The organism is Bradyrhizobium sp. 132 (genome assembly GCF_023074185.1).
GTDB lineage: Bacteria > Pseudomonadota > Alphaproteobacteria > Rhizobiales > Xanthobacteraceae > Bradyrhizobium.
This window is the reverse complement of the sequence record NZ_JADPKY010000106.1, coordinates 221,883-248,253: the sequence shown is the minus strand read 5'-3', so window position 1 is coordinate 248,253 and position 26,371 is coordinate 221,883. Positions and strand designations below refer to the sequence as shown.

Genomic DNA, 26,371 nt, shown 5'->3' with positions numbered 1-26,371 from the left:
AGCGCATCGCAATGCGCGCCGACAAGACCGACCAGAGCTTCACTTCAATGATCTATCTGGCCGCGGCCGCGATAAACTCCAGATGAATCCCAACAGACCCTAGAGCACGATCCGGGAAAGTCTGCAGCGCTTTTCCGAAAAGATCATGCTCAATAAATAGCGCCATGCAATCGCGGGACAGGCGGATGCAAAGCCGCATCCCTTGCCGCGGTTGACCCGGGCCCTGCCCCGGCCGCACATTGCGCGCGGCCTACGACAAGCGAGCGCGCGATGCCTGATATCTCCACCACGACCGAGACACCTTACGCCAGCGGCAAGATCCTCAAGCACATCGCCAATGGCGTCGGCGTGATTACTTTCAACAATCCCGACAAGCGCAACGCGATGTCGCTGGAGATGTGGGAGGGATTTGGCGAGGCGCTGGCGAGCCTGCGCGACGACGCTGCCGTACGCATCGTGATCCTGCGCGGCGCCGGCGGCAAGGCGTTCGTGTCGGGCGCCGATATCAGCCAGTTCGAGAAGACACGCCATAACGCCGCCGCGTCCGAGGAATATACAAAACGCAGCGCCGCCGAGCGCGCGCTGCTCGCCGACTATCCCAAGCCGACGATTGCCTGCATCGAGGGCTTTTGCCTCGGCGGCGGCATGCAGGTCGCGATGCTCGCCGACATCCGCATCGCCTCCCATGGCAGCCAGTTCGGCATTCCCGCGGCGAAACTCGGCATCGCCTACGGCTATGATGGATTGAAACACCTGGTGTCGCTGGTCGGACCGTCCTGGGCGCGGCTCCTGATGTACACGGGCATGCGCATCGATTCCACCGAAGCGCTGCGCATCGGATTGGTCGAGCGCGTATTCCCCGACGATCAGCTCTGGGGCGAGACCATGGCGATTGCCGAGACGATCTCGCAGAACGCCCCGCTTGCGATCAAGGCGGCCAAGACTACCATCGCGCAAGTGCTGAAGGACGAAAGCGCGCGCGACATGGACGCGATCAAGGCAGTCGGCACAGCCTGCATGGACAGTGCCGATTTCCGCGAGGGCCGGCAGGCCTTCATGGAGAAGCGCAAGCCGCAGTTTTCGGGGAAGTAGCGCCTCATACGGCCCGAGCGGTCCGCACTTGCCGGTGACCCGCCAACCGGGAGCTCTGCAACATCTCCTTCAAGGCCTGAATGTTCGCGGAGCCCGCTTCCCTGCGCCAGATGAGCACAGTCCACGCCCGATTCTCCGTTCGTCCCAACGGGTGGACGCTCAACAGCCTTCTGTCCGGAAAAGTGGTCAGAACGCTTTTGGGGATCAGCGCGACGCCCATGCCCGCAACGACACAGCCCAGCATGGCGTGATACGACGCCAGCTCGATCATGCGCACCGGCATTTCGTTTCGCCTTGCGTACCAGTCTTCAAGCCGCTTGCGATGCGGGCATCCGTGTTCGAAGACGATGATGGTACGTGGCAGGCTGCTGCCTTTCTTGACGATCGGCGGATGATTGGCAGCCGCAATAATCACCAACTCCTCCTCGAAGGCGAGCACCTTCTCAAAGGGCTCATCGGCGATGGGTTCGGCAACAAGGGCTGCATCGAGATCGCCGGCGAGAATGGCGCTCGCGAGAACCTGCGGATTGCCGGTGCGAAGCTCCAGAACGACCCCTGGATGCCGTCTGTGGTATTCGCTGAGCAGTCCCGGCAGCCTGACAGCGGCCGTGCTTTCCATCGCGCCGAGGCGGAACGTTCCGCGGGGTTTTGCGTCTTGCAGGGCATCGCGTGTTTCATCCGCAAGCGCGAGCAAGCGATTGGCGTAGCCAAGCAGCACTTGCCCCTGGGGCGCCAGATGAAGACGCTTACCCTCTCGAATGAAGAGGGCCACGCCGAGATCCTCTTCCAACTGCCGGATACGGGTCGTCACATTGGACTGAACGCGATGCAGCCGCTCGGCCGCGCGGGTCACGCCGCCTTCGCGCACGACAGCGATGAATATCCGCAGATCCGACAGATCCATACATCCCTCAGTGTGATCAATTAGATCATAATTATTCATTATATGTGATTACGCGCCTCAGGTAAAGGTCGTGGCACGGACGACAGCGCTGCCGACCAGGCGGCTACCGCCGCAAAGGCGGCGAACAAAGCTCGTTCCACACAGGAGCCTATCTGATGATCGTCACTGTATTTCGCACTCGAATGAATCCCGGCGTGCAGGATGAATATGGGCCGATGGCAAAACGCATGAGCGAACTTGCGCGAACAATACCTGGCTACATCTCGCACAAGGGTTTTGTTGCGGACGATGGAGAGCGAGTGACGATCGTCGAATTCGAGACCGAGGAAGCACTTCATCGTTGGCGGATCGATCCGGAGCACGCCCAGGCGAAACGGCGTGGGGTCGAGGCCTTCTTCAGCGAATTCAAGTTCCAGATTTGCAGCGTCGTTCGGGAGCGAATGTGGACCGCAAAGGCAATCCGCGGCGCTTGAACTGGCTATCGAAATCGGCGCGAGCCTACAGCGCCGCGAGCACCGCCTTCGTGATGTCGGCGGTGCCGTTGCGGCCACCAAATTCCATCGGCTTGATGCCGTCGGCATAAACCTTGTCCACCGCACGCTCGATTTTCTCACCGGCTTCCGCCGCGCCCTCGACGCCGTGCTTGTCGGCGAGCCAGTCCAGCATCATCGCGGCCGACAGGATCATGCCGGTGGGATTGGCCTTGCCCTGCCCCATGATATCAGGCGCGGTGCCGTGGCAGGGCTGGAACACGGCATATTTGTCGCCGATGTCGGCCGACGGCGCCATGCCGAGCCCGCCGATCAGGCTCGCGGTGATGTCGGAGACGATGTCGCCGAACATGTTCTCCATCACCATCACGTCGAAATCCCAGGGGCGCTTCACCAGCATCGCCGAGCAGGCATCGACATAGAGCCTATCGGTCTTCACCTCGGGATGACGCTTCTCGATCTCGTCGAAAATGCCGCGGAAGAAGGCAAAGGCCTTGAACACGTTCGCCTTGTCGACGCAGGTCAGCATCCCGGGCTTGCCGCGCGCCTTGCGCCGCTCGGCGAGGCGAAACGAGAACTCGAACAGGCGCTCGGACGTCCTGCGCGTGATCACCATGGTCTCGCGGGCGTCCTCATGGGTGACGACGCCCTTGCCCATCGAGGCGAACAGGCCCTCGGTGGACTCCCTGATCACGACGAGATCGATGCCGCGCTGGTCGGCGCCGACGATCGGGCTCGACACGCCCGGAATGAGCCGCGCCGGACGCACGCCGGCATAGAGATCGAAGATGAAGCGCAGCTCGATCTGCGGCGCGATCTCGGTGTTGTCGGGATAGCGCACCGACGGCAGGCCGCAGGCCCCAAGCAGGATCGCGTCCGCCTCCTCGCACAGCTTGATCGTGGTGTCGGGCATCGACTTGCCGGTGGCGAGGTAATGATTGGCGCCCGCCGGCGCTTCGGTGAAGCGGAAGCTCAAGCCGGATTTCGTCTCGATCTTGCGCAGGACTTCGATGGCCGGCGCCATCACTTCGGGACCGATGCCGTCACCGGCGAGCACGGCAATGTGGAAGGCGTTGTTTGCGGACATCGGATTTCCTGCGCGAAAATTAAGTGAGGTCGTCATTGCGAGGAGCTTTGGCGACGAAGCAATCCAGAAATGCATCCGTGGAGGCAGTCTGGATTGCTTCGCTTCGCTCGCAATGACGGAGGATAGAGCCTTCGCTACGGCGTCAGCACCGTGCGCCCGACGACCGCGCCCTGCTGCAACTGCACCAGCGCGTCGTTGGCTTTGTTGAGCGGCTGCCGCGTCACCGGGATCGGCGCTACGTTCTTCGTTCGCACCAGGTCGAGCAGCTCCTGCGTCTCGCGCAGGTTTCCGACATAACTGCCCTGGATCGTCACCGCCTTGATCGGAATCAGCGGCAGCGCCCAGGTCGCGCCGCCGCCGAACAGGCCGACGATGACGAGCTTGCCGCCCTTGGTCAGGCAGTCGAAGCCCAGCTGCGTGGTGGCGGCGTTGCCGACGAGATCGAGCACGGCGCGGATCGGACCACCGGCTTTCTTGGCAAGCTGCTCCAGCGCGTCCGGCGCCTTGGGATCGACGGTCGCGAGCGCGCCGGCCTTCTCGGCGGCTTCGCGCTTTTTCGCATCGATGTCCACCATGATCGCGCCCTTGCCGCCCATCGCCTTCAAGAGCGACAGCGCCATCAGGCCAAGTCCGCCGGCGCCGAACATCACGATCGGCGTGTCGAAGTGCTGCTCGACCTTCTTCAGCGCGCTGTAGGTCGTGACACCCGAGCAGGCATAGGGTGCAGCCGACGCGGGATCGAGCCCTCTGAGATTGAGCAAATAGCGTGGATGCGGCACCAGCATGTGATCGGAATAACCACCGTCGCAATAAACGCCGAGCGAGCGCGGCGTCAGGCACATGTTCTCGTCACCGCCGAGGCAGGTGGCGCATTTGCCGCAGCCGATCCAGGGATAGACCAGGCCGACGTCGCCAAGCTTGAGATCGCCCTGGTCGGTCGGCTTCACGTCCGGACCGAAGGCGAGGATTTCACCGACCGTCTCGTGCCCCATGGTCAGCGGCAAATTGATGCCGCGATCCTTCAGCGACAGCGGCTTGCGGCCGTGGCCGAGATCGTAGCCGCCTTCCCAGATGTGGAGGTCGCTATGGCAGACGCCGGCGGCCTTCACCTTGATCAGAACCTGCGTGCCGGACGGCTGCGGCGTCGCCTCGTCGAACTCCTGCAGCGGCGCCTTGAAATCGGCAACCTTGAAACTCTTCATCGGCGTCCTCCCGGATACTTTTCTTGTCGTCGCCACCATGGCATGGGCGGCAGGACGAGACAAACTCGGACCTGTCTAGTTTAGGCTGGCGGATGATGGCAAGCCGACCACGCGCAACGCCGCATTGCTTGCCGCACGATGCTATCCGTCAGACTTGCCGTCGGCTTTGCCGTCAGACTTACCGTCAGACTTGCGCGGCTGTTTTGCCTGACGGAATTGGTCCACCGTCGGTGAGCCCGATCTCCGCCCGCAGCCGGTCCGTGTGCTCGCCAAGCACGGCCATCGTCTTGCCCGGTGTCGTGTCGGCACCGCTCATCCGGAACGGCAGATTGAGGACCTGGAACGAGCCACCTTCGTCCTCCACCGACGAGAGCGCCTCACGATGCGCGATCTGCGGATCGGCCAGTGCTTCGGACACGGTGCGGTAGGCCGAGGCCGGCACGCCGGCCGCACCTAGCGCGACAAGACAGACATCGGTCGAGAGCTGCCGCGACCAGGCCTCGACACCGTTCATCAAGTCGGCCCAATTGTCGCGACGCGCGGCGTAGGTGGCGAAGCGCGGATCGGAGATCCATTCGGGGCGGCCGATCACCCCCATCAGCCCCTGAAACGTCTTCTCGCTGGCAACCGTGATCATGACATACGCGCTCGCCGTCTCGGTCGGCCCGAACATCGGGCGCGGCGGCGGCTTCACGGCGAACTGCGAGTTCTGCAACTCGATCACCGTCAGCGTCAGCATCGATTCCAGCATGGAGACGTCGATGTGCTGGCCGAGCCCAGTTACCGTGCGCTGGTAGAGCGCCGACGCAATCGCGCCAAAACCGTAGGTGCCGGTGACGACGTCGGCGTGGTAGATGCCGCAATAATCCGGGCGGCTGCGGCCGGGCTGGTAGGCGAGATGGGCCATGTCGTAGCCGGAGGCCGCATGGATCACCGGTGCGTAGGCCGGCAGCTCGGCCGACGGGCCGCTCTGGCCGTAGCCGGAGATCGAGCAGTAGATCAGCTTCGGATTGACGGCGCGTATTCTGTCATAGTCGAGCCGCAGCCGGTGCATCACGCCGGGACGAAAGTTCTCGACCAGGATGTCGGCCGTCGCGGCCAGCCGGCGCACCGCCTCCTTGCCGTCCTCGGACTTGAGGTCCAGCACAACGCTCTTCTTGCCGACATTGAGCTGACCGAACACGGTGCTGCAGCCCTTGCGCAGCGGCGGGCGGGTCCGCATCGTCTCGCCGCCGTCGGTCTCGATCTTGATGACCTCGGCGCCCATGTCGGCGAGCATCCGTGCACAATGGGGACCGGCGATGGTGGTCGAAAAATCCAGGACCCTGAGGCCGGCGAAGGCCTTTGTCGTCGTCCCCTCATGCTTCTCTGATAGCTGCATGCCTGCTTGCGTCCTCGGGTCACTTAGGAACTATCGAAGTTCTCTGTTGTTGGTGCGCCGACCCTAGAGGGCGACGCCTGAGTAGGAAAGTCTTTACCGAACCGATGCGCCGCGCGGGCGGGCCTGGGAATTCCAGGGCAACTGGACCCGTTCTTGCATAGCAGCAACGGGATCGGATGAGGGCAGCTGTTCTTGAGGGTCTTGTTCGTTACGACAGAGATGGACGACTTCGTCCGCGTCGGCGGACTTGGAGCCGTTTCCGCGGCTCTTCCAAGAGCGCTGCGTCCTTTCGCCGATATCCGGGTCATGCTGCCCGGCTATCGCGACATCATCGAACAACTCACGCATATTCAGATCGTTGGCCGCTGTCCGGCATTCGCGGAGATGCCGGCCTGCTCGCTCGGCCGGGCCGCGACCAAGGACGGCCTTCCTGTCTATGTGCTCTTATGCTCACAACTCTACGACCGGCCCGGCAATCCCTACGGTGACGAGTCCGGGCGCGACTGGCCGGACAACGACATCCGCTTCGCGCGCTTGGCCTCGGCCGCCGCTGAGCTTGCCATGGGCAAGCTGGACAAGAATTGGGCAGCAGACCTGATCCATGCCAATGACTGGCAGGCCTCGCTCGTGCCGGCCTACCTGGCCTGGCGCGGCGCCAAGCTGCCGTCGATCCTGACCATCCACAACCTCGCCTATCAGGGGCTTTTCCCGAAAGACTCGCTGCGGCGAATCGGCGTCCCCGAAAGCTCCTTCCATATCGACGGCGTCGAGTTCTACGACCAGCTCTCCTTCCTCAAGGCGGGACTGGTCTATGCTTCGCACCTCACCACCGTCAGCGGCACCTACGCCCGGGAAATTACCACGGACGAATTCGGCTGCGGCCTGGAAGGCCTGCTGCGGCTGCGCTCCGACGCGTCCGAGCTCACCGGCATCCTCAACGGCATCGACGAGAGCTGGGACCCGCGCTCCTGCGCGCAGCTCGCCCAGCAGTTCGGCGCCGGCGACTGGGCCGGCAAGAAAGCCAATGCGGATTATGTGCGCAAGCAATTCGGGCTCGCGGTGTCGCGCGGGCCTATGTTCGGCATCGTCGCGCGGCTCGTGCACCAGAAGGGCATCGACCTCGTGCTGGCGGCGGCCGACGAGATCGTCGATGCCGGCGGGCAGATCGTGGTCACCGGCTCCGGCGAGCCGGCGCTCGAGCAGGCATTGATCGACGCGCATCGCCGGCGGCCCGACGTGATCGGGGTCGTGATCGGCTTCAACGACGCCCAGGCGCGCCGCATCTTCGCCGGCAGCGATTTCACATTGATGCCGTCGCGCTTCGAGCCGTGCGGGCTCAGCCAGATGTACGCCCAGCGTTTCGGCTCTCTGCCGATCGGCCACCAGACCGGCGGCCTCGCCGAAACCATCACCGACGGCGAAACCGGCTTCCTGTTCTCAAAACCCTCGCACCAATCCTTCCTCGGCGGCGTCCGCCGGGCCTTCGAGGCTTTCATGGCGCACGACCAGCTCGACACCATGCGCCGCAGCGCGATGGGACGGTCGTTCTCCTGGAGCATCTCGGCCGGCACCTACAACGCGCTGTACCGGAAGCTGGCGGCGGTGTGAGGCCTGCGCTCTCTCGTGCCCCGGACGCGGCGCAGCGTCTCTTCGACGGTGCGCTGCAGAGCCGGGGCCCATGTCGCGCAGCAGTTCGCGGCCCCTGGGTCCCGGCTCTGCGCGGCAACGCTCACGCGTCGCAGCTTGTCCGGGACATGCGGGAGGCGCTTCTTAGCGGCGGTGATCCATCTGCGAGCGGCCGATCCAGGCTCTGTTGAGGCACCGGGTCAACCAGTCGGGCTGCGGTTCGCCGTTTAGCCGCGCATGCGCTTCCTGGTACGGACCGACATAGCGCAACCGGTCCGGCAATTTCGGGTAGACCCGCCGGATCCATTTCAGTGCGTTGTCGGCCGACCTGGTGTTGCGCTCGTCGAGCCCAAACCCAAAGCCCGCGCGCAATGGCTCCGGCAGCAAGCTCGCCGTGAGCGCGCGATACCATCGCGGCGGCCGCAACCACGGACGCGCGCCGCCAAAGATCTGCCTCACGATCTCACGCGCGGCCGGACTGACGGTCAGCGTGTCCGACTGTGCCATCGCATTGGTGTAGGCCGCAAAGCCTGACCAATCCGCGGGCAGGTCGTCCCCCGTCAATCCGAACAAGGCGCCGAACGTCCGGCTCTCGGTCCAGTAGCGTTCGCGCTCCTCCGCCGAGAGCGGCGGCAAAACCAGATCGTGCGCCATCAGCGCCGTCTCGACCAGCGTGGCATGAACCCAGCGCAGCGAAGGGATGTCGTTGGCACAGTAGCGCGAGCCGGCCACGAACGGACCGACGGTCTCGGGCATCTCGCCGACGATCATGCTGTGGCGCCGGTACAATTGCCGCGACGACAACAGCGCGCGGTCGAGCGAGCCGAACACCATGGCAAAGACGATGTCGAAGGTGCGGTGAAATCGTCCGATCGGATCGGCGAAGGTTTTGGAATGCTCGGCGATGGCGGCGGCGACCCAGGGGTGGGCCAGCTGCAGCAACAGCGCACGACCGGCGCCGAGAAAGATGACGGCCTCGCGGTCGATCCGCCAAGTCACCGAGGACGGGCCGAACACGCCGGGGACCTGCTCCGGGGCGTTGGCGCGGACTTGATCGAGGGCAAATTCCAGATCGTTCGCGGACACCACTTGCAGGGCCTTTCGATTGCGAGCGAGGACCGACGATCCGCAAGGCCTGTGGCAATTCGATGAACGGCGATGTTCTCACCTGGCCCGATCCTACGACGCCCCGGCTGAATTGGTTCAGCCGGCTATTTCTTTTGGCGCAATCATGCCCTTGCGCCGGGTCTCCGGCATCACCATCAGGATCAGCAGAAATCCCGTCGCAGCAATGCTTGCCAGCCCGAAGAAGGCGGTGGCATTGCCAAATTTGTCGCTGACGTAGCCGCCGAGCGCGGTGCTCAGCGATGCACCGATGCCCGTTGCCGTGCCGACGATGCCCTGCGCAAGATTGAAATGGCCGCTGCCGAAGGCGACGTCAGCCACGATCAGCGGGATCATGACTGCGAATACCGCGGCGGTGAAGCCGTCGAACACCTGCACCAGCACCAGCAAATAGGGATCGCGCACGGTGGCGAACAGCAGGCCGCGGATCGCCAGCGCACCGAACCCGATCAGCAGCAGCGGCCGGCGGCCCCACGCTTGCGCCTTGCGTCCGACCGTCGGCGACAGCAACGCCACGATCGCCTGCGGCACGACGATGCAAAAGGCGACCAGCACCGTCGCCCACTGGGCCGATCGCGCCGTCACCGCGCTCGCCATCAGCGGCATCATCGAGGCGTTCGCCAGTTGCAACAGCAAGACGCTCAGCGCAAAGACGATGAGCGGACGCTGTCGGATCAGGTGCCAGATATTGGTGTCGCCGCGATCCTTCGCCTCGCGCGGCATTTCGCCGTGGCAGCGCGCGATGTCGACTTCATGCTCGCGGATGCGCGACAGCGCGATCAGAGTGGGGATCGCGAGCAGGAAGGAGACCAGGAACACCGAGCGGCTCGACAGCAGATAGCCGGCCGTGCCCATTACGGCAGCCGCAACACCGTTGCCAAGCGAGGCAAAGCGGGCGTTGCGGCCGAGCCGCTCGCCCATCGCGAACGGTCCGACCAGGCCGAGGCTGATCGCCGCGATCGCCGGCCCGAGCACGCAGCTCGCTGCCGCGTGCAAGGTGGCCGCAGCCACCACCACGGGGAAGATCGGCATCGCCGCATAGGTGAGCGCGCAGCAGCCGATGGTGGCGATGGCGAGGCCCGCGACCAGCCGTTCGGATTTTGCGGCATCGATGATGGCGCCGCCCGGCATCTGTCCGATCAGAGCAACGATGCCGCCGATCGACAGCACCAGGCCGATCTCGACCTGGGTCCATTTTTGCGTTGTGAGGTAAACCGCGATGAAGGGACCAAATCCGGTTTGTACATCGGCGAGGAAGAAGATGAACCAGTCGAGACCGCGCAGGCTCTGGCGCGACGGTGCCGGAATACCGGGAGGCAATGGCGCGGCATCGTTGTCGTGCTTAGCGCGGCCCTCGCGATCTGCATGGTTCGGCTTTCTCGACAACAGCACAGGCGGCCATCCCTCCCCGCGCCTCACTGAACCGCTTGCAGCGGTTGCAGGCTGCCGGACGCGCCGAGCACGACCATCGGCGCGTCTTCCTTGTATTCCGGCGCGGCGGCGACCTGCGCCTTGGTCAATTCCAGCGTGATGCTGTCCTTCTTGCTGGCGATCTTGCCGAACCGCAAAGCGTTCCAGTCAACCACGATCTTGCGGCTGCCGACACCGAGGAAGCCGCCGAAATCGATAACTGCAGCGCGGACATGGCCACTGCGATCGACGATGACGTCGACGATGCGACCCATGCCCTCGTTCGCCGCGCTGAGCACGTCACGGCCAAGCACACCATGCGCATCGCTGGCGCCGATGATCGTGACCGACGGCGGTGGCGCGGCATCCTTTGGCGTGACGGGGACCGATGACGCCGGCGGCTGCAGCGTCGGCGGCGCATTCGCTTCAGTTGAAGGCGCGGGCAACTCCTCCGCAGCTCGTGATACGGCGACCGTCAATCCCGCGACGATCACCACGCTCAGGATCAACCATCCGGCGGTACGCATGCACCCTCCTTCCGCGCGCCGCTAGCGCGCCAACACGATCGAGACCTGGATCTGGCCACGCGTGCGCAACACCTCCAGCGCGACGTCCTCGCCATGGCGGCTGACGCGCAGATCCACGCTGGACTCGCCCAGGAGCAGATCGCGCAAAATCACCTCGTGCAGGAACGCCGGCAGACGCGGATTGCGCAACCGGATCTCTCCGCGCGCCACATCGAACTCGATGCCCAGCGCCGCCTCCAGCAACGTGAACGCGGTTGCGCTGGCCCAGGCCTGCGGCGCGCAGGCCACCGGATAGAGCGTCGGGCCGCGCCGCTTCTCGCGCCGGAAGCCGCAGAACAATTCGGGTAACCGGCGCAGGTCCATGTAGGTTGCAGCGTCGAACAATCCCTTGAAGACCTGCGCGACCGAATGCTTCAGCCCGTAGCGCGCGAGCCCGAGCGCGATCAGTGCGTTGTCGTGCGGCCAGATCGACCCGTCATGATAGGACATCGGGTTGTAACGCACCTCGCCGACAGCGACGGTGCGGATGCCCCAGCCCGAGTAGAAGTGCGGCCCCATCAGATCGGCGGCGACGAGACGGGCGCGATCTTCACGGATCATGCCGCTGAACAGCACCTGCCCGGCGTTTGAGGTCCGTACCTTGCAGGGCCGCTTCTTGCCGTCGAGCGCGAGCGCATAGGTGCCGAGCTCTTCGCACCAGAACGCGGCCTCGAAGCGCTCGGCCAGCGCCTTGGCCTCGGCCTCGAGCTTTTTGGCGAGATCGGGCTTGCCCAGCCGGAGCGCACAGCGCGCGGCGAGCCGCTTGGCGGCAAAGACGTAACCTTGCACCTCGGCCAGCGCGAGATTGCCTTCCGCAAGCTGGCCATCGGCATGGAAGATCGCGTCGTAGGAATCCTTCCAGCCCTGATTGGCGAGGCCCTTTTCCGTGGCTCGCTGGTATTCGACGAAGCCGTCCTTGTCGGGGTCCCCGGGGCCGTCGATCCAGGCCAACCCCGCCTCGATGGCCGGCCACAACTCGGTCAACGTCTTCTCGTCGCCGGTGCGCTCGAAATAGCTTCCGGCGAGCAGCACGAACAAAGCGGTCGAATCCACGCTGCCGTAATACTGAGCGAACGGCACCTCGCGCAGCGCCGCCATCTCGCCGCCGCGCATCTCATGCAGAATCTTTCCGGGCGCCGCATCGTTCAGCGGATCGACCGCCTTGGCCTGGAAATGCGCGAGCCGCCGCAACACGCCCTTGGCGATGCGCGGGTCGACCCACAGCATTTGCAGAGCCGTAATCAGGCCGTCGCGGCCGAACGTCGTCGAGTACCAGGGAATCCCTGCATACGGATAGCGGCCCTGCGGCGTCTCCGTCATCAGCATGTTGAGGTCGGCCATGGACTGGCACAGCACCTCGTTGAAGATGTTGTTGGATGTCTCGATGCTGGCGGTCCCCATCGTCGATTGCCGCATCTCGCGGCGGTGGGCGAGCAGCCCCCTGAAAAAGCGCGCCGGCTTCTCCGTGATCGGCCGATTGCAGGACACGGCCACGAACAGCGATTTCGACTCATGCGGATCAAGTTCGAGTTGCCAGGTTGCGGCATTCACCGACAACTTCGTCGGGCGCGGGTCGAAATGCAGGCATGTGGTGCGCTCGGCGTCATCAAGACCGCGGTAGTCGAACAGCACGTCGGTCGGGCCCAACAGCCGGCTCGAGCCAATGCCGCGACGCGGACGCCGCTCGCCGCGAACCTCGAACAGATCGGCGAAATCATTGTCGAACAGCAGGGTCAGCCCGAAATTGGCCGGGCGGTCGCCGTGGTTCTGCACGCCGATGCGCTGATAGGCGGTGCCGCGCCACAGGAAGATCGTGCGCACGATGTGGAGCAGGTCCTTTTGCAGCACGAGGCTGCCCTCCCGGTAGATATCCGGATTGGTGAGATCGACCGTCAGCGCCGAGTTGTCGTCGCGCAGGTTGGATCCCAGCAACAACGGCTGGAGATCGTCGAGCACGAGCTCAAGCCTCGCAAGGTAGCGCGTGTCGTGATGGAACAGGCCGTCGGGCCCGCCGGCCGAGGCGCCGATGTCGCCATGGCTGTCAAGCACGATAAAGGTATCGTCGTGCTTGAGCGAACGCCGCGGCCGCGCCGACGGTCCCGTCATCGGAATATAGAAAGGTTGCTCCGCGACCTGGTCCATGGTCCGCGTCACGGAGATGAATTGAGTAACGGCTTCAGCCGACATCAGCAGCTCCCCTGCGCTTGTTTCGACACGCAACCGACTCGAACGCGACTGTTGGTTTACGCGGCGGCCTGCGCGAGCCGGCTCATTTCCTGCGTGACCAGCTCACGGTAGGGCCCGTGGCCTTGCATCAGACGTTCGGGTGACCCGTCCTCGATGATCTTACCACCCTTCAGCACGATCACGCGGTCGAAATTGCGCAACGTCGCGAGGCGATGCGCGATCGCGATGACGGTGCGGCCGCGCATCAGCCGCGACAGCGCCTCGCGGATCGCCTCCTCGGATTCGCTGTCGAGCGCGGCGGTCGCTTCGTCCAGCAGCAGGATCGGCGCGTCCTTCAGGAAGGCACGCGCGATCGCGATGCGTTGGCGCTGGCCGCCGGACATCTTGACGCCGCGGTCGCCAACCATGGTGTCGAGACCGCCAGGCAGACTCTCGACGAAATCGCAGCGCGCCGCAATCGCCGCACGCAGCACCTCGTCGTCGGTGGCGTTCGGGCGGCCATAGCGGATGTTCTCGCGGATCGAGCGGTGGAACAGGGAGATGTCCTGCGGCACGACGGAGATCGCCGCGCGCAGACTCTGCTGCGTCACCTTGGAAATGTCCTGGCCGTCGATGGTGATGCTGCCTTCGTCGGCATCGTAGAAGCGCTGGAGCAGCGCGAACAGCGTCGACTTGCCGCCGCCGGACTGGCCGACCAAGCCGACGCGCTGGCCGGGCTGCAGGCGCAGGCTGAACCGCTCAAAGATCTTCTCACCCCCGGAATAGCCGAAGGTGACATTGTTGTACGCGATCGCGGCGCCCCTCTTTACCAGCGGCTCGGCGTCGGGGTGGTCGCGCAATTCATGCGGCACCAGCAGCGTGGCGATCGCCTCGGTCAACCGCGCAACGTGCTGGGTGACGTCGACCAGCGCCACCGCAAGATCGCGGGTCGCGTTGAGAATGGAGAGACCGAGGGTACAGACCAGCACGACGTCGCCGGTGGTCGCCGCGCCATCCTGCCAGAGCATGATGGCCCAGGCCATCAGGGTGATTGTGAGCACGACGGTAATGCCGGCATGGATAAGCCGCAGCTTCTCCAGATAGCGCAGGCTGCGACCGCGCGCCGTGAGCTCCCGGTTCACCGTCGCGTCGAAACGCTCATGCTCGTGCCCGATGCCGCAAAAGGCGCGCACCAGCGGCATGTTGCTGATGACGTCGATCATCTCGCCGTCGACGACGGCGGCCTTATCGGCGAAGTCGTCGTGCAGCGGCTTGCCCGCAGCCGCCAGACGGAACATCGCCAGCACCATGCCGCCAGCGATCACAATCAAGCCGAGTGCCATATAGGGACTGACGGTTCCAATCAGAGCGATTGCCGCAACTGTGGCGATGCAGGGCGGCAACACATTCCAGACGAACATGTTCTCGACGGTAAACACCGCGTTCGAGGTCGCCGTGATGCGGCTCGTCAGCATGCCCGGCATGCGGTCGGAGAAGTAACTCGGCGCGTGGCCTGTCAGATGACGAAATATGTCACGGCGTAAATCACCCGTGACACGCACGAAGGTGAAGCTCGCCGTCCAGCTGGCGATCCGCCAAAGGAAATTGTCGGCGGCGATCAGCGACATGAGTAAAACGAATGCCAGCCATACGCTGCCACCGTGTGAAGTTCCGGCCGTCAGGCTGTCGACGAGGGATTTAACGCCGTACTGCGTGCCTACGGAGCAGGCAACGGCCGCAACGACAGCGGTCAGGATCACGAGATGCGACGCCAGACGACGCCGGAGATAGCGCAAAACAAAGGCGAATGGCCGGCGCGCGTATCCAGAAAGATGATCCATGTGACTATCGACCCCGTCGTGATGTTTTCAATTTTTCTGTTAATCGACTGAACATCGACCACTTCGCCTCGGTTCCCGGGCAAACCCATCACGACATGCGGATGCGGACGATCTGCGGAGATGTGATGGCAGCACCGCGACGAGCACCCGACGTGTCCAATAAGTAACCTCTGAGGGAAGGAACTTCGCAAGTGCGGGAACGTTCCCCTGACTGGCATTGCCGGTGCCGCAAAGACTGGGGGTTTCACGTTCATGATCGCAGAGGAGATGGCGAGATGCGCATCGCGCAGGTAGCTCCGTTGACGGAGGCTGTTCCACCCAAGCTGTATGGCGGCACCGAGCGGGTGGTGCATTGGTTGACGGAAGAGCTGGTGGCCCTTGGACACGACGTGACGCTGTTCGCCAGCGGCGATTCGCAGACCTCGGCGAAGCTGGATGCGTTATGGCCGCGGGCGCTCCGCCTCGACGGTTCCGTGCGCGATCCCAATGCGCTGCACATGGTGATGCTGGAGCGGGTGCGGCAGAAATGTGACGACGAGGAGTTCGACTTCCTCCACTTCCATCTCGATTATTATCCGTGGTCGCTGTTCTACCGGCAGCCGACGCCGTTCCTAACCACGCTGCACGGCCGGCTCGACCTCCCGGAGCATCAGCCGGTCTTCAACACCTTTTCGAAGGTCCCCGTCATCTCTATCTCGAACGCGCAGCGGCGGCCGGTGCCGCAGGCGAACTGGGTAAGGACGATCCACCACGGTCTGCCGGAGAACCTGTTGACGCCGAAGCCGGCGAAGCAGGAATATCTCGCCGTGCTCGGCCGCATCGCGCCGGAAAAGGGCGTCGACCGCGCCATCAAGATCGCGACCCATTGCGGGATTCCGCTGAAGATCGCGGCCAAGGTCGACCGTACCGACCAGGATTACTATGACGAGCTGATCCGGCCGATGATCGAAAACAATCCGCTGGTGGAATTCATCGGCGAGATCAGCGATCACGAGAAGTCGGACTTTTTGAGCGGCGCACTCGGCCTGTTGCTGCCGATCGACTGGCCGGAGCCGTTTGGTCTCGTCATGATCGAAGCCATGGCCTGCGGAACGCCGGTCGTCGCCTTCAACCGCGGCTCGGTGCCGGAGATCATCGACGAGGGCCTCACCGGCTTCGTCGTCGAGGACGTCCTCAGCGCGGCCGGCGTCGTCGGCCGCCTGCAGCAACTCGACCGCTCTGCCATCCGCAAGCAGTTCGAGACGCGCTTCACGGCGCGGCGCATGGCGCTGGACTATCTCGCGGCCTATCGCAGCCTGGACGAGGAGAAGGCGCCGCGGATCAAGCTGGTGAGCAGCGCGGAGTAGTTTGCTGACCACTCTCGTGTCCCGGACGCGCTGCAACGCCTTTTGCGTTGCGGCGCAGAGCCGGAGCACGAGAAGCTTATCTCACCTCCGCCCGCTTCGGCTCCACGATCTCGAACATGCGCGGGAAGTCGTCCATCAGGCCCATCAGCTCGGCGAGCCGCATCGGGTTGCCGGATAGCTTGACCTTGCCGGCGGCGACGGCTTCCGGGAAGCTCGTCAGCTTCGCGATCACCTCGTCAAAAGTTGAGCGCGCGAGCGTGAAGCTGGCATCCGCGCCTTCCGCCTGTACGCCCTCGGTATAGGTGAGCGCGGAATTCTCCAGATTGAGCACGAACGTCTCGCCGGTGTCGGAAAAGCTCCAGTTCAGCACGATGTGCTTGCCTTCCGCCTTCGGTCCGTTGAGGCGGATGCCGAGCACGTCCCAGAGCTGTGAGGTGCGCAGCGCCGCCAGCGTCTCGCGCGGCATCGGCGGGCGCGCCGGCACCTTCGGCATGCCCTGGCGCAATTCCTGCGCGCCAAACAGATAGGCGTTGCGCCAGGTCGCGCTTTCCGCGGCATAGCCGAGCTGCTCCAGCGTGTCCGCCAGCAACGCGCGCGCCGCCGCATTATCCGGCTCGGCAAAGACGAGATGGCCGAGCGCCTGCGCCACGAAGCGGAATTCGCCCTTGTCAAAATCGGCACGCGCCCGCGCCAGAATGGCGTCGGCACCACCCATATATTCGACGTACTTCTTGCCGGATTCCACCGGCGGCAACGGATCGAGATTGACCGGATTGGCGTCATACCAGCCGAGATATTTCTGGTAGATCGCCTTCACATTGTGCCGGATATGGCCGTAATATCCGCGGCCATGCCAGGCGCCCTCGAGACTCTTCGGCAGTTGGATGGTTTCGGCGATCTCGGCGGCGGTGAGGCCGTGGTTCATCAGGCGGATGGTCTGGTCATGCGCGAATTTGTAGAGGTCGCGCTGCTGCCGGATCATGGTGCCGATGCGGTCGCGTCCCCACACCGGCCAGTGGTGCTGGCCGCACATCGCCTCCGCCTTGCCGTCCCAGAGCTGCAAGGCCTCGCCCAGATATTTCGACCAGGCCAGCGCGTCGCGCACGTCGGCGCCGCGGAACGGCAGCAGATTGTGGAAATTGTGGGTGCAGTTCTCGGCGAGGTTCAACAGCTTGTAGCGCGGGATGAAGAAATGCATCTCCGCCGGCGCTTCGCTGTTCGGCGCCATCTGGAATTCGAATTCGACGCCGTCGATCACGCGCCTGTCGCCGGTCGCCATGATCAAATCGGTCGGCCGCAGCAGCGCCACTGAACCTGCCGCCATCGACTTGCCGAGGCCGCAATCGACCTGCCCGCGCACGCCCTTGGCGAGAAGCGGCCCGAACTGGTACTGCGCCCGGCGCAGCATCGCCGGTCCCGCGATGATGTTCTCGGAGACGGCATGCTCCATGAACAAATTGGGCGCGATGATCGGCACGCGCCCGGTGGCGAGCGCATCCTCCTCCAGCACGCCGCGCGCGCCGCCCCAATGGTCGGTGTGGGTGTGGGTGAAGATCACGGCCGCGACCGGCCGCTGGCCGCGATGCTTGTAGTAAAGATCGAGCGCGGCGCGCGCGCCCTCAATCGAGGTCAGCGTGTCCACGACGATGACACCGCTGTCGCCCTCGATCAGCGTCATGTTGGCGATGTCCAGCCCACGCACCTGGTAGATTCCGGGCACGACCTCGAACAGCCCGTGCTGCATGTTGAGTCGCGACTGCCGCCACAGGCTGGGATTGACGGTCGGCGGCGCCTGCTCGGTCGACAGGAAGCCGTAGGGTTCGAGGCTCCAGACTGTCCGTCCTTGCGGGTTTGTAATCTTCGCGTTGTCGATCGTGCCGAGAAAGCCGCGCGCGGCATCGTCGAAATCCCGCGTGTCGGAAAACGGCAGCGCGTTCAGCATCGCCGTCTGCTGCGCGATGACGGACGCCGTTGCGTCCTTCGGCTCGCTGCTGGACGTGTCTGTCATCTTGATCTCCTCCCGGCCTCTCGCGCGGCATCTAACCGCATCTCGCGGTCGATTGCCATGGCGGGAGGACGGCGTGATGCGTAGCCCCGCGCCCAAAGGCGGAGAGGATGCAGCGTGTTCGCAGCTACATGCCCAACAGCCTGGGCAGCCACAACGACAGGCCCGGCCAATAGGTCACGACCACAAGGAACGCCAGCATGGTCAGGAGCCATGGCCACACCGCGACCGTGAGCTCGGTGATACCCATCTTGGCGATGCCCGAGGCGACGTAGAGATTGAGGCCGACCGGCGGATGGCACAGTCCGACCTCCATGTTGACCGTCATCAGGATGCCGAAATGGATCGGATCGATGCCGAGCTTGATCGCAACCGGAAACAGGATCGGCGCCATGATCAGGATGATCGAGGACGGCTCCATCACGTTGCCCGCCACCAGCAGCAGGAGATTGACGACGAGGAGGAAGCCGATCCAGCCGAGGCCCTGGTCGATCATCCATTGCGCGAGCGCTTGCGGCACGTTCTCGTAAGTCATCAGGAACGAGAACAAGACGGCGTTGGTGATGATGTAGAGCAGCATCGCCGACAGATTTGCCGACGACAGCAGCACGCGCGGCACGTCTCGCAGCTTCAGATCCTTGTAGATGAACACTGCGACGATAAAGGCATACACCGCGCTGACGGCGGCAGCTTCGGTCGGTGTGAACAGGCCGCTGTAGATGCCGCCGATCACGATCACGATCAGCAGGATGCCCCAGATCGATTTGCGGAACGCATCGAACCGCTCGACGAGGGTTGCTTTCGGCATCCTCGGATAGTCGTTACGCCAGGCCCGATAGAACGTCGTGGCGCCGAGCAGCATGGCGAGCACGAGCCCCGGCACGATCCCGGCGATGAACAGCTTGCCGACGGAGGTATTGGTGGAGACGGCAAAAAGGACCATCGGAATCGAGGGTGGAATGAGAATTCCCAGCGAGCCGGAGGTCGTGATCACGCCCGCCCCGAACCGCTTCGGAAACCCCTGCGCGACCATCGCAGGCAGGATCACCGATCCGATCGCCACCACCGTGGCCGGCGATGAGCCGGAGATCGCGGCGAACAGCGCGCAGGCGACCACGCCCGAGAGCGCAAGGCCGCCGTACCAATGGCCGACCAGCGCGGTCGCAAAGGCGATCATCCGGCGTGCCACGCCGCCATGGGTCAGGAAGTTGCCGGCAAGGATGAAGAACGGGATCGCCATGATCTCGAAGCTCTCGATGCCTGTAAACAGCTTCAGCGCCACCGATTCCGTTCGCACGTCGGTCAGCGTGAACATGAAGCTGAGCACGGTCAGACCGAGCGCAATCGAAATCGGCATGCCCGTGAGCATCAACGACAGCAGAAGGCCGAAGACCACGGCGACACGCAGGCCCTGCGGCAGCGTGATCACGTGCGCCGAATGCGCGAAGCACACGGCGACGATCAGGACCGGCAACAGCATCAGGACCCAGCCGAGCGGGCTGCGTTCGTCGCGGGCGACCTGACTGCGCGTGACCGGGGCCGGATGAACCGGGTCTGCCTCGACGCCCTCGACGCCGGCCATGTCGTGATGCGGCAGCTCGCCGGTGCGATAGAACGACCAGGCGACTTGCAGGAAGCGGAAGCACATCAGCCCGGAGCCGAGCGGGATGGTGAGATACACCAGCCACATCGGCGCTTCGAGATCGTTGGATTGTTGGCCGGTCTGCCACATCTGGCCGACAAACGCGGCCCCGAAATAGCACACGATGGCGGTGAAAAGGGCGCCGCACATCAGGCCGAAAGTGATGACGCGGCGGCGCGATCCGCCGGGAAGGATGTTGACCAGGACGTCGACGCCGACATGGATGCCGGTGCGTACCCCGTAGGCCGCACCGAACTTCGCCATCCAGATGAACATGTAGATGCAGAGTTCCTGCGCCCAGGACAGGTCGAGAGCGGCAAGCCAGACGAACGCGGCTCGCGCGGGAACGGCCAGCAAGGCCAGGTTGCGCGCCTCCGCCCATTTGGCGATGTCGATCGACAGCCCGGCGCCATAACGGTGCAGCACGGCAACGAAGATGAGCAATGTCGCAGCCGCGATCAACGTCGCGATCAGCCATTCCTCGAGATGATTGAGCACACGATTCAGTACACGCAGCAACTTGGTCCCCCAGCTTGGCTCATCATCAAGAGCAACGGCCGGGAGTGCGATCACCCCCGACCGTTATGGTTGTTCTTATAACGGCGCCGGCGTCAGTTCATCTTGACGTCGAGTTCCTTGGCGAGGAGATCGAGCACCTCCTGCCCGACCCGCCCCTTCGCCCATTTGTAGGTCGGCTGCATCGCCTCCTGCCATGCCTTGCGATCGGCGTCAGTCAGATAATGCAACGTGGTCTTGCCCGTCTTCTTGATCTCGGCCAGCGCATCTTCGTTCTCCTGGCGCGCGATCGAGTTGGTGTAGTCGGTCGCCTCGTTCATCGCCTTTTCGAGCTGGGCGCGGATGTCAGGCGGCAGGCCCGACCAGAATTTCGAGTTGACGATGACTGCGTATTGCAGGTGCGCGTGATAGGACACGGTGATGTCCTTCTGCACCTCGTAGAACTTCTGCGTCAGGTAGTTCGACGCGGTGTTCTCGCAGCCGTCGACCACGCCCGTCTGCAAAGCCTGGTAGACTTCGGAAAACGCCATGATCTGAGGGATCGAGCCCATGATCCGGAGATATTGGTCGGCGATCTTCGATCCGGAGATGCGGAATTTGAGACCCTGGAAATCGGTCGGCTTCATCAGGGCACGGTTAGCGGAGAGCATGTGGAAGCCGTTGTCCCAATAGGCGAGCCCGGTGATGCCCTTGGTCTCGAGCTTCTGGAACAGCCATTTGCCGATGGTGCCCTTCATCGCGTTGGAATAGGTCGCGTCGTCCTTGAACAGCCAGGGCAGATCGAGCGCCTCGAACTCCTTGATACCGAGCGGTGCGAACTTCGCGGTCGAGGGCGCGAGCATCTGCACCGAGCCGAGCTGAAGCGCTTCGATCTCCTCCTTGTCCTTATAGAGGGTGGAGTTCGGATAAATTTCGATCTTGACCTTGCCGTCGGTGTACTTCTCGGCAAGCTCCTTGAACTTCAGCGCGCCCTTGCCCTTCGGGGTGTCATTGGCGACGACGTGGCTGAACTTGATGACGATCGGGCTCTGGGCCTGGGCCGGGACGGGAGACAAGGCAGGAGCCAAGAGAACAGACGCGGCGGCGACCGCAAGAAGCAGCTTGCGCATAAAGTAACCTCCCAACAACCTCTAAAACCGGGTCTTTTTTGTTTTGCAGCCCAGTTTTGCAGTCCAGTAGTGGCAGCAAACCGCCACCCGAACAACTAGACCTAAGCCCAATTTGCCGCAGCCAAGCTATCTTGACGGCTGCTGAATGCGCAACCCGGCCCCCGCTCCCACTGCCGGAAGCGAGCGCTTATGTCGCATTGCGGCGGTGCAATCAGCCCTGGCGCTGGGCGACCATGAACAGACGCCGGAACGGGAACAGCGTCTGCCCGGCGGCATTCTTCGGATAGGCCTTCGCGACCCGCTCACCATAGGCCGCTTCGAACGCGGCCTTCTCGTCGCCCTGCAAGACGTCGAGATAGCGCGTCAGCCAGGTCCCCTTGGTCCACTCCTTCACGGGATTCTCGCCTTCGAGCACCTGCAGATATTCGGTCTCCCAGATGTCGATATTGGCCGACATCGGAGCAAGCAGACCGTGATAGTAGGCCGGCCCTTCGACCGGCGGCGGCGTGACGAGATGCTCGACCTTGGACCGCCAGGGACCGTCGAGCGCGGTCTCGCCGATCAGCACATGCGAGGGGGCCAGAAAGTTGCGCGGCATCTGCACCGCAAGCATGCCGCCGGGCGTCACCTTCTCCATGACCGAAGGAAACAATGCCGCATGATTGGGCAGCCAGTGCAGTGCGGCATTGGAATAGACGACGTCATACTGCTTCGCCGGGCGCCAGTGGCCGAGATCTTCATGGGACCATTCCACGTCCGGTGCTGCCTTGCGGCCGGCGGCAACCATCTCGGCCGAGCCCTCGACACCCGTCACCTTTGCGTCGGGCCAGCGCTCCTTGATGAGCTTGGTGACATTGCCGGCGCCGGCGCCGAGATCGGCAATCGCACGCGGACCAGAATCCGGAATTCGCATCAACAAGTCGACGGCGGGCCGGAGCCGGTGGCCGGAGAATTTCAGATATTGCTGCGGATCCCAGACCATCGCTCGGCGCCTTTTCTTTTTCGTGTTTCCTTCAACGCGGCTCTTGGTTACCACTGCTCGTCCCGGTCGGGCAAATCACCCTGACGGGGACAGGGCAGGAAACGAACAACAAAACCAACAGCAACAAGCAAAAAAGCAAACAAGAGAGCGTGTGATCATGGACCTCGGCCTCAAATCAAAAACCGCTGTCGTCACGGGCGCGAGCGTCGGCATTGGCCGCGCCATCGCCAAGGGTCTCGCCGCCGAAGGCGTGCGCGTCGTCGGCGTGGCACGCCGCACCGATCTGCTCGCCGAGTTGGTGAAGGAAGTCGGCTCCGGCCTGATCACGCCGTTTGAGCAGGACGTGATGGAAAAGGACGCGGCGGAGAAGATTTCGGCCTTCGCGCTAAAACAGCTCGGCCACGTCGACATCCTCATCAACAATGCCGGCGGCAGCCGCCCCCTCCCCGTCGATGCGCCCGACAGCAAATGGGACGAGGCGATCGCGCTGAACTTCACCAGCTACCGCCGCATCGCGCATGCCCTGCTGCCGCAGATGATCGAACGCAAATGGGGCCGCATCGTCAACATCACCGGCAAGTCCGAGCCGGAAGGCCTCAACGCCGCGTTCGCGGCGAAAGCCGCCGTCCACGCCTGGGCCAAGGGCCTGTCGCGCGAGATCGGTGAGCACGGCATCACCATCAACTGCATCCCGCCCGGCCGCATCATGAGCGAACAGATCCGCCGCAACTACGCACCGGACTATCGCGAGCGCTTTGCGGAGGAAGAGATCCCGGTCGGCTATTGGGGCGAGCCGGAAGATCTGGCGGCGTTGGCGGTGTTTCTGGCCTCGCCCGTGGCTCGGTACATCACGGGGACGGTGATCCCGGTAGATGGGGGACTGAGGAGGTATCAGTTTTAGAGGGCGCCGACGAGGCCGAGGCTGCCGGAGAGTTCAGCTTGTGGGATGGTAGAGCGCAGCGAAGCCGACAGCATCCAACGTGACACGCGATGGTTTCGCAAGTGCTCAACCCATCCTACGCTCTCGAAGCGGACGTCGCGCATTCATGAGCGCAGGCCCCGGTCTTTTCGCCGACCGCTGCCACTCTAGCATCCTGCCAGTGTTTTGCCCGACGCGTCAACGTGATCGCGGCCGCGAATGTCGTCGTGACGCGGTTCGAAAATCCCTTATCGATCAAGGGGCCTTCTACTGTGCATGGGGTTCTTTTCGCGTTTTTTGTTTTGGCCCCTTAGAAAAAAGCGCAAGGACCCGCAGAAGCACCTCACCCCGCCTGCAGGATCTCCGCGATCGCAGCCCCGGCCGCGATCGTGCCGAGCTTGCCGCCGACGTCGCGCGTCGCCCTGCCCTCGCCGATCGCCGTCGCCACCGCCGCCTCGATCGCTCGCGCGGCTTCCTCGTAACGGACAGCACCGTTCCTCTCGCCATGCCAGGCCAGCAGCAACGCCGTCGACAGGATCAGCGACACCGGATTGGCGACGTCCTGGCCTGCGATGTCAGGCGCCGAGCCGTGCGCCGCCTGCGCCATGGCGAAGCGGTCACCGACATTGAGCGAGCCGCCGAGGCCGAGGCTTCCGGAGAGCTCGGCCGTGAGATCGGACAGGATATCGCCGAACATGTTGGTGGCGACGATGACGTCGAAACGATCGGGGTTGCGCACCACATGCGCCATCATGGCGTCGACCAGGATGTCGTCGACCGCGAGGCCGGGATAGCCTTTCGCCGCCTCGCGGCAGATATCCAGAAACATGCCGTCGCCGATCTTGAGCACGTTGGCCTTGTGCACGATGGTCAGATGCCTGCGCCGCTTCATCGCGAGACGACAGGCGGCGTGCGCGATGTGCTCGCAGCACAGGCGCGTGATCCGGCGCAGCGAGATCACGACGTCTGGCGTAACCAGCATCTCGCCATTGCCCTGCTCCATGTTGCGGTCGGCGTAAAATCCTTCGGTGTTTTCGCGCACCACGACGAGGTCGAAATCGCCGGCCCGGCCGGCCCGGCCCGCATAAGTGCGCGCGGGCCTGACATTGGCATAGAGGTCGAGGTTCTTGCGAAAGTGCCGCGACGGATTGATCTCGCCATGCGCCTCGTCCTTGAAATCCAACGTCGCGGTCGGCCCCAGGATCAGGCCGTCGGCGGCGCGGACGATGTCGAGCAGCTCGGGACGCACGGTCGTGCCGAACTGCTTGAGGCTCGCATGCCCGACTGCGTGCTCCTCCAGCCGCAAATTGAGCTGGAAGCGCTCGGAGGCCGCGCGCAGCACGCCTGATGTCGCGGTCGTGATCTCCGGTCCGATGCCGTCACCGGGCAGAACGACGATTTGCATGGCGATCCCCTGAAATTGCAGCAGCGATCATACGCCGTCGCGCAGGCTCATCGCCCAGCCTTCGCGCATACACAGCATGCAAGCATATGCCTGTGGCAGGCGCCCCGGCCGTAGTACATGCCGAGTCCTTATCAGCCCCGCCGCCGGAGCAACGCGCAAGGCAATGACAATCACGTTACCTGCCGCCGCGCGCGAGCCCGACCACACCATTTCCGACGGCCTGCCGGTCGCGCGGCGGCGCTGGGCGATCGCCGCGATCTTCACCGCGCTGGCGATGGCCTCGCTCGACACCGCGATCGCCAACATCGCGCTGCCCGCCATTGCCGCCGATCTGCATGTCACGCCGGAGCAGTCGGTCTGGGTGGTCAACGTCTATCAGATCGCGCTGGTGGCGACGCTGCTGCCGCTCGGGGCGCTCGGCGAGATCGTCGGGCACCAGCGCATCTATCTCGGCGGCCTGATCCTGTTCACCATCGCCTCGCTGTTCTGCGCGGAGGCGTGGTCGCTGGACAGTCTCTTGGTTGCGCGCACGCTGCAAGGGCTCGGCGCCAGCGGCATCATGAGCGTCAACACGGCGCTGGTGCGCTTCGTCTATCCCAGCAGGATGCTCGGCCGCGGCTTCGGTCACAACGCGCTGGTGGTCGCGACCGCCTTCACCTTCGGGCCGTCGATTGCCTCCGCCATTCTCGCGGTCGGCCCATGGCCGTGGCTGTTCGCCGTCAACATCCCGTTCGGCCTCGTCGCGATCGGCATCGGCTTTGCGATGCTGCCGAAGACGCCGCGCGCCGATCACGGCTTTGACTTTCTCGGCGCGATCCTGGCGTCGGCCTGCCTCGGCCTGTTCATCACGGGCATCGGCAGCGCCGCGCATAATCTCTCGCCTGTGGTCGTGGGCATCGAGCTGGTCACGGCGCTCGTGCTCGGCTTCGTCCTGACGCGCCGCCATGCCGACCATCCGGCGCCGATGCTGCCGATCGACCTGTTCAGCCGGCCGATGTTCGCATTGTCGGCGGCGACGGCCGTGTGCTCCTTTGCGGTGCAGGGCCTCGCCTTCGTCTCGCTGCCGTTCTATTTCGAGGACGTGCTGGGCCGCTCGCAGGTCGAGACCGGATTTTTCATGACGCCGTGGCCGCTGGTGGTCGGCATCATGGCGCCGATCGCGGGGCGTCTCTCCGACCGGCATGCGGTCGGATTGTTGGGCGGCATCGGCCTCGTGCTGCTCGGCATCGGCATGGCGCTGCTCGCGATGCTTCCGGCCAATCCTGCTATCCCCGACATCATCTGGCGGATGGTGATCTGCGGCATGGGGTTCGGGTTCTTCCAGGCGCCGAACATGAAGGCGGTGATGTCGAGCGCGCCGCCTCACCGCAGCGGCAGCGCCTCGGGCATCGTCGCAACCGCGCGCCTGACCGGGCAGACCACGGGAGCGGCACTCGCCGCCCTGTGCTTTGCCCTCGCCGGTCACGACGGCGCCATCGTCGCGTTGGCACTTGGCGCCGGCTTTGCCGCGCTCGGCAGCGTGATGAGCTTCTTGCGGCTGGCGGTGAAGTAGACCC

Annotated in this window: 20 protein-coding genes and 1 pseudogene; 6 read left to right on the top strand and 15 right to left on the bottom strand. The window is 64.1% G+C overall.

Annotated elements, in window-relative coordinates:
- Window positions 1-270 precede the first annotated feature (270 nt).
- Window positions 271-1,092: an enoyl-CoA hydratase gene (locus tag IVA74_RS22785; protein WP_247348283.1), complete on the top strand. Its 822-nt coding sequence runs from the start codon at window positions 271-273 to the stop codon at window positions 1,090-1,092.
- 4 nt (window positions 1,093-1,096) lie between these two features.
- Here the strand turns inward: IVA74_RS22785 and IVA74_RS22780 are convergent, their stop codons facing one another.
- Complete coding sequence (locus tag IVA74_RS22780; protein ID WP_247348281.1) at window positions 1,097-1,996, bottom strand: LysR family transcriptional regulator; 900 nt, start codon at window positions 1,994-1,996, stop codon at window positions 1,097-1,099.
- A 155-nt stretch (window positions 1,997-2,151) separates the two neighbouring features.
- Here IVA74_RS22780 and IVA74_RS22775 point away from each other — a divergent pair, with 155 nt between their 5' ends.
- Window positions 2,152-2,469: an antibiotic biosynthesis monooxygenase gene (locus IVA74_RS22775; RefSeq protein ID WP_247348280.1), complete on the top strand. Its 318-nt coding sequence runs from the start codon at window positions 2,152-2,154 to the stop codon at window positions 2,467-2,469.
- 25 nt (window positions 2,470-2,494) lie between these two features.
- On the opposite strand, the gene IVA74_RS22770 is transcribed toward IVA74_RS22775, so the two are convergent.
- The 3 genes from IVA74_RS22770 to IVA74_RS22760 form a co-directional block, all read right to left on the bottom strand.
- Window positions 2,495-3,574, bottom strand: a complete 1,080-nt coding sequence (locus tag IVA74_RS22770; protein WP_247348278.1) for an isocitrate/isopropylmalate dehydrogenase family protein — start codon at window positions 3,572-3,574, stop codon at window positions 2,495-2,497.
- Between the two features lie 134 nt (window positions 3,575-3,708).
- Window positions 3,709-4,776 (bottom strand): alcohol dehydrogenase, encoded by a 1,068-nt coding sequence (locus IVA74_RS22765; protein ID WP_247348276.1) that lies wholly within the window; start codon window positions 4,774-4,776, stop codon window positions 3,709-3,711.
- Window positions 4,777-4,960: 184 nt separating this feature from the next.
- On the bottom strand, window positions 4,961-6,157 hold the full coding sequence (locus IVA74_RS22760; protein WP_247348273.1) for a CoA transferase: 1,197 nt from the start codon (window positions 6,155-6,157) through the stop codon (window positions 4,961-4,963).
- 192 nt (window positions 6,158-6,349) lie between these two features.
- Here IVA74_RS22760 and glgA point away from each other — a divergent pair, with 192 nt between their 5' ends.
- Window positions 6,350-7,765, top strand: a complete 1,416-nt coding sequence (gene glgA, locus IVA74_RS22755) for a glycogen synthase GlgA (protein ID WP_247348272.1) — start codon at window positions 6,350-6,352, stop codon at window positions 7,763-7,765.
- A 162-nt stretch (window positions 7,766-7,927) separates the two neighbouring features.
- Here the strand turns inward: glgA and IVA74_RS22750 are convergent, their stop codons facing one another.
- The 5 genes from IVA74_RS22750 to IVA74_RS22730 form a co-directional block, all read right to left on the bottom strand.
- A complete protein-coding gene (locus IVA74_RS22750; RefSeq protein ID WP_247348270.1) occupies window positions 7,928-8,872 on the bottom strand; it encodes an oxygenase MpaB family protein in 945 nt (314 codons plus the stop codon).
- 114 nt (window positions 8,873-8,986) lie between these two features.
- The gene (locus tag IVA74_RS22745; protein ID WP_247348268.1) at window positions 8,987-10,300 is read right to left on the bottom strand and encodes an MFS transporter; all 1,314 of its coding nucleotides are present in this window, start codon (window positions 10,298-10,300) and stop codon (window positions 8,987-8,989) included.
- Between the two features lie 23 nt (window positions 10,301-10,323).
- Entirely contained in the window at window positions 10,324-10,845 is a 522-nt protein-coding gene (locus IVA74_RS22740) for a PRC-barrel domain-containing protein (protein WP_247348267.1), read from the bottom strand.
- 21 nt (window positions 10,846-10,866) lie between these two features.
- Entirely contained in the window at window positions 10,867-13,071 is a 2,205-nt protein-coding gene (locus tag IVA74_RS22735; RefSeq protein WP_247348265.1) for an amylo-alpha-1,6-glucosidase, read from the bottom strand.
- 56 nt (window positions 13,072-13,127) lie between these two features.
- Window positions 13,128-14,891 carry an ABC transporter ATP-binding protein gene (locus IVA74_RS22730; RefSeq protein WP_247348263.1) on the bottom strand — a complete coding sequence of 588 codons (1,764 nt, stop codon included), beginning with the start codon at window positions 14,889-14,891 and terminating at the stop codon, window positions 13,128-13,130.
- A gap of 275 nt (window positions 14,892-15,166) precedes the next feature.
- Here IVA74_RS22730 and IVA74_RS22725 point away from each other — a divergent pair, with 275 nt between their 5' ends.
- Window positions 15,167-16,237 carry a glycosyltransferase family 4 protein gene (locus IVA74_RS22725; protein WP_247348261.1) on the top strand — a complete coding sequence of 357 codons (1,071 nt, stop codon included), beginning with the start codon at window positions 15,167-15,169 and terminating at the stop codon, window positions 16,235-16,237.
- A gap of 76 nt (window positions 16,238-16,313) precedes the next feature.
- Here the strand turns inward: IVA74_RS22725 and IVA74_RS22720 are convergent, their stop codons facing one another.
- The 5 genes and pseudogenes from IVA74_RS22720 to IVA74_RS22700 form a co-directional block, all read right to left on the bottom strand.
- Complete coding sequence (locus IVA74_RS22720) at window positions 16,314-18,245, bottom strand: alkyl sulfatase dimerization domain-containing protein (RefSeq protein ID WP_247348260.1); 1,932 nt, start codon at window positions 18,243-18,245, stop codon at window positions 16,314-16,316.
- A 124-nt stretch (window positions 18,246-18,369) separates the two neighbouring features.
- The gene (locus tag IVA74_RS41230) at window positions 18,370-19,650 is read right to left on the bottom strand and encodes a TRAP transporter large permease subunit (RefSeq protein WP_247348296.1); all 1,281 of its coding nucleotides are present in this window, start codon (window positions 19,648-19,650) and stop codon (window positions 18,370-18,372) included.
- A gap of 267 nt (window positions 19,651-19,917) precedes the next feature.
- Window positions 19,918-20,148: pseudogene (locus IVA74_RS41225) on the bottom strand (TRAP transporter small permease); the annotation flags it as partial.
- Window positions 20,149-20,495: 347 nt separating this feature from the next.
- Entirely contained in the window at window positions 20,496-21,509 is a 1,014-nt protein-coding gene (locus IVA74_RS22705) for a DctP family TRAP transporter solute-binding subunit (RefSeq protein ID WP_247348258.1), read from the bottom strand.
- Window positions 21,510-21,720: 211 nt separating this feature from the next.
- Window positions 21,721-22,491, bottom strand: a complete 771-nt coding sequence (locus IVA74_RS22700) for a methyltransferase domain-containing protein (protein ID WP_247348256.1) — start codon at window positions 22,489-22,491, stop codon at window positions 21,721-21,723.
- A 157-nt stretch (window positions 22,492-22,648) separates the two neighbouring features.
- Between IVA74_RS22700 and IVA74_RS22695 the strand changes: the two genes are divergently transcribed.
- A complete protein-coding gene (locus tag IVA74_RS22695) occupies window positions 22,649-23,392 on the top strand; it encodes an SDR family oxidoreductase (protein WP_247348254.1) in 744 nt (247 codons plus the stop codon).
- Between the two features lie 361 nt (window positions 23,393-23,753).
- On the opposite strand, the gene IVA74_RS22690 is transcribed toward IVA74_RS22695, so the two are convergent.
- The gene (locus IVA74_RS22690; protein ID WP_247348253.1) at window positions 23,754-24,815 is read right to left on the bottom strand and encodes an isocitrate/isopropylmalate family dehydrogenase; all 1,062 of its coding nucleotides are present in this window, start codon (window positions 24,813-24,815) and stop codon (window positions 23,754-23,756) included.
- Between the two features lie 163 nt (window positions 24,816-24,978).
- Here IVA74_RS22690 and IVA74_RS22685 point away from each other — a divergent pair, with 163 nt between their 5' ends.
- Window positions 24,979-26,367, top strand: a complete 1,389-nt coding sequence (locus IVA74_RS22685; RefSeq protein WP_247348250.1) for an MFS transporter — start codon at window positions 24,979-24,981, stop codon at window positions 26,365-26,367.
- Window positions 26,368-26,371: the final 4 nt, after the last annotated feature.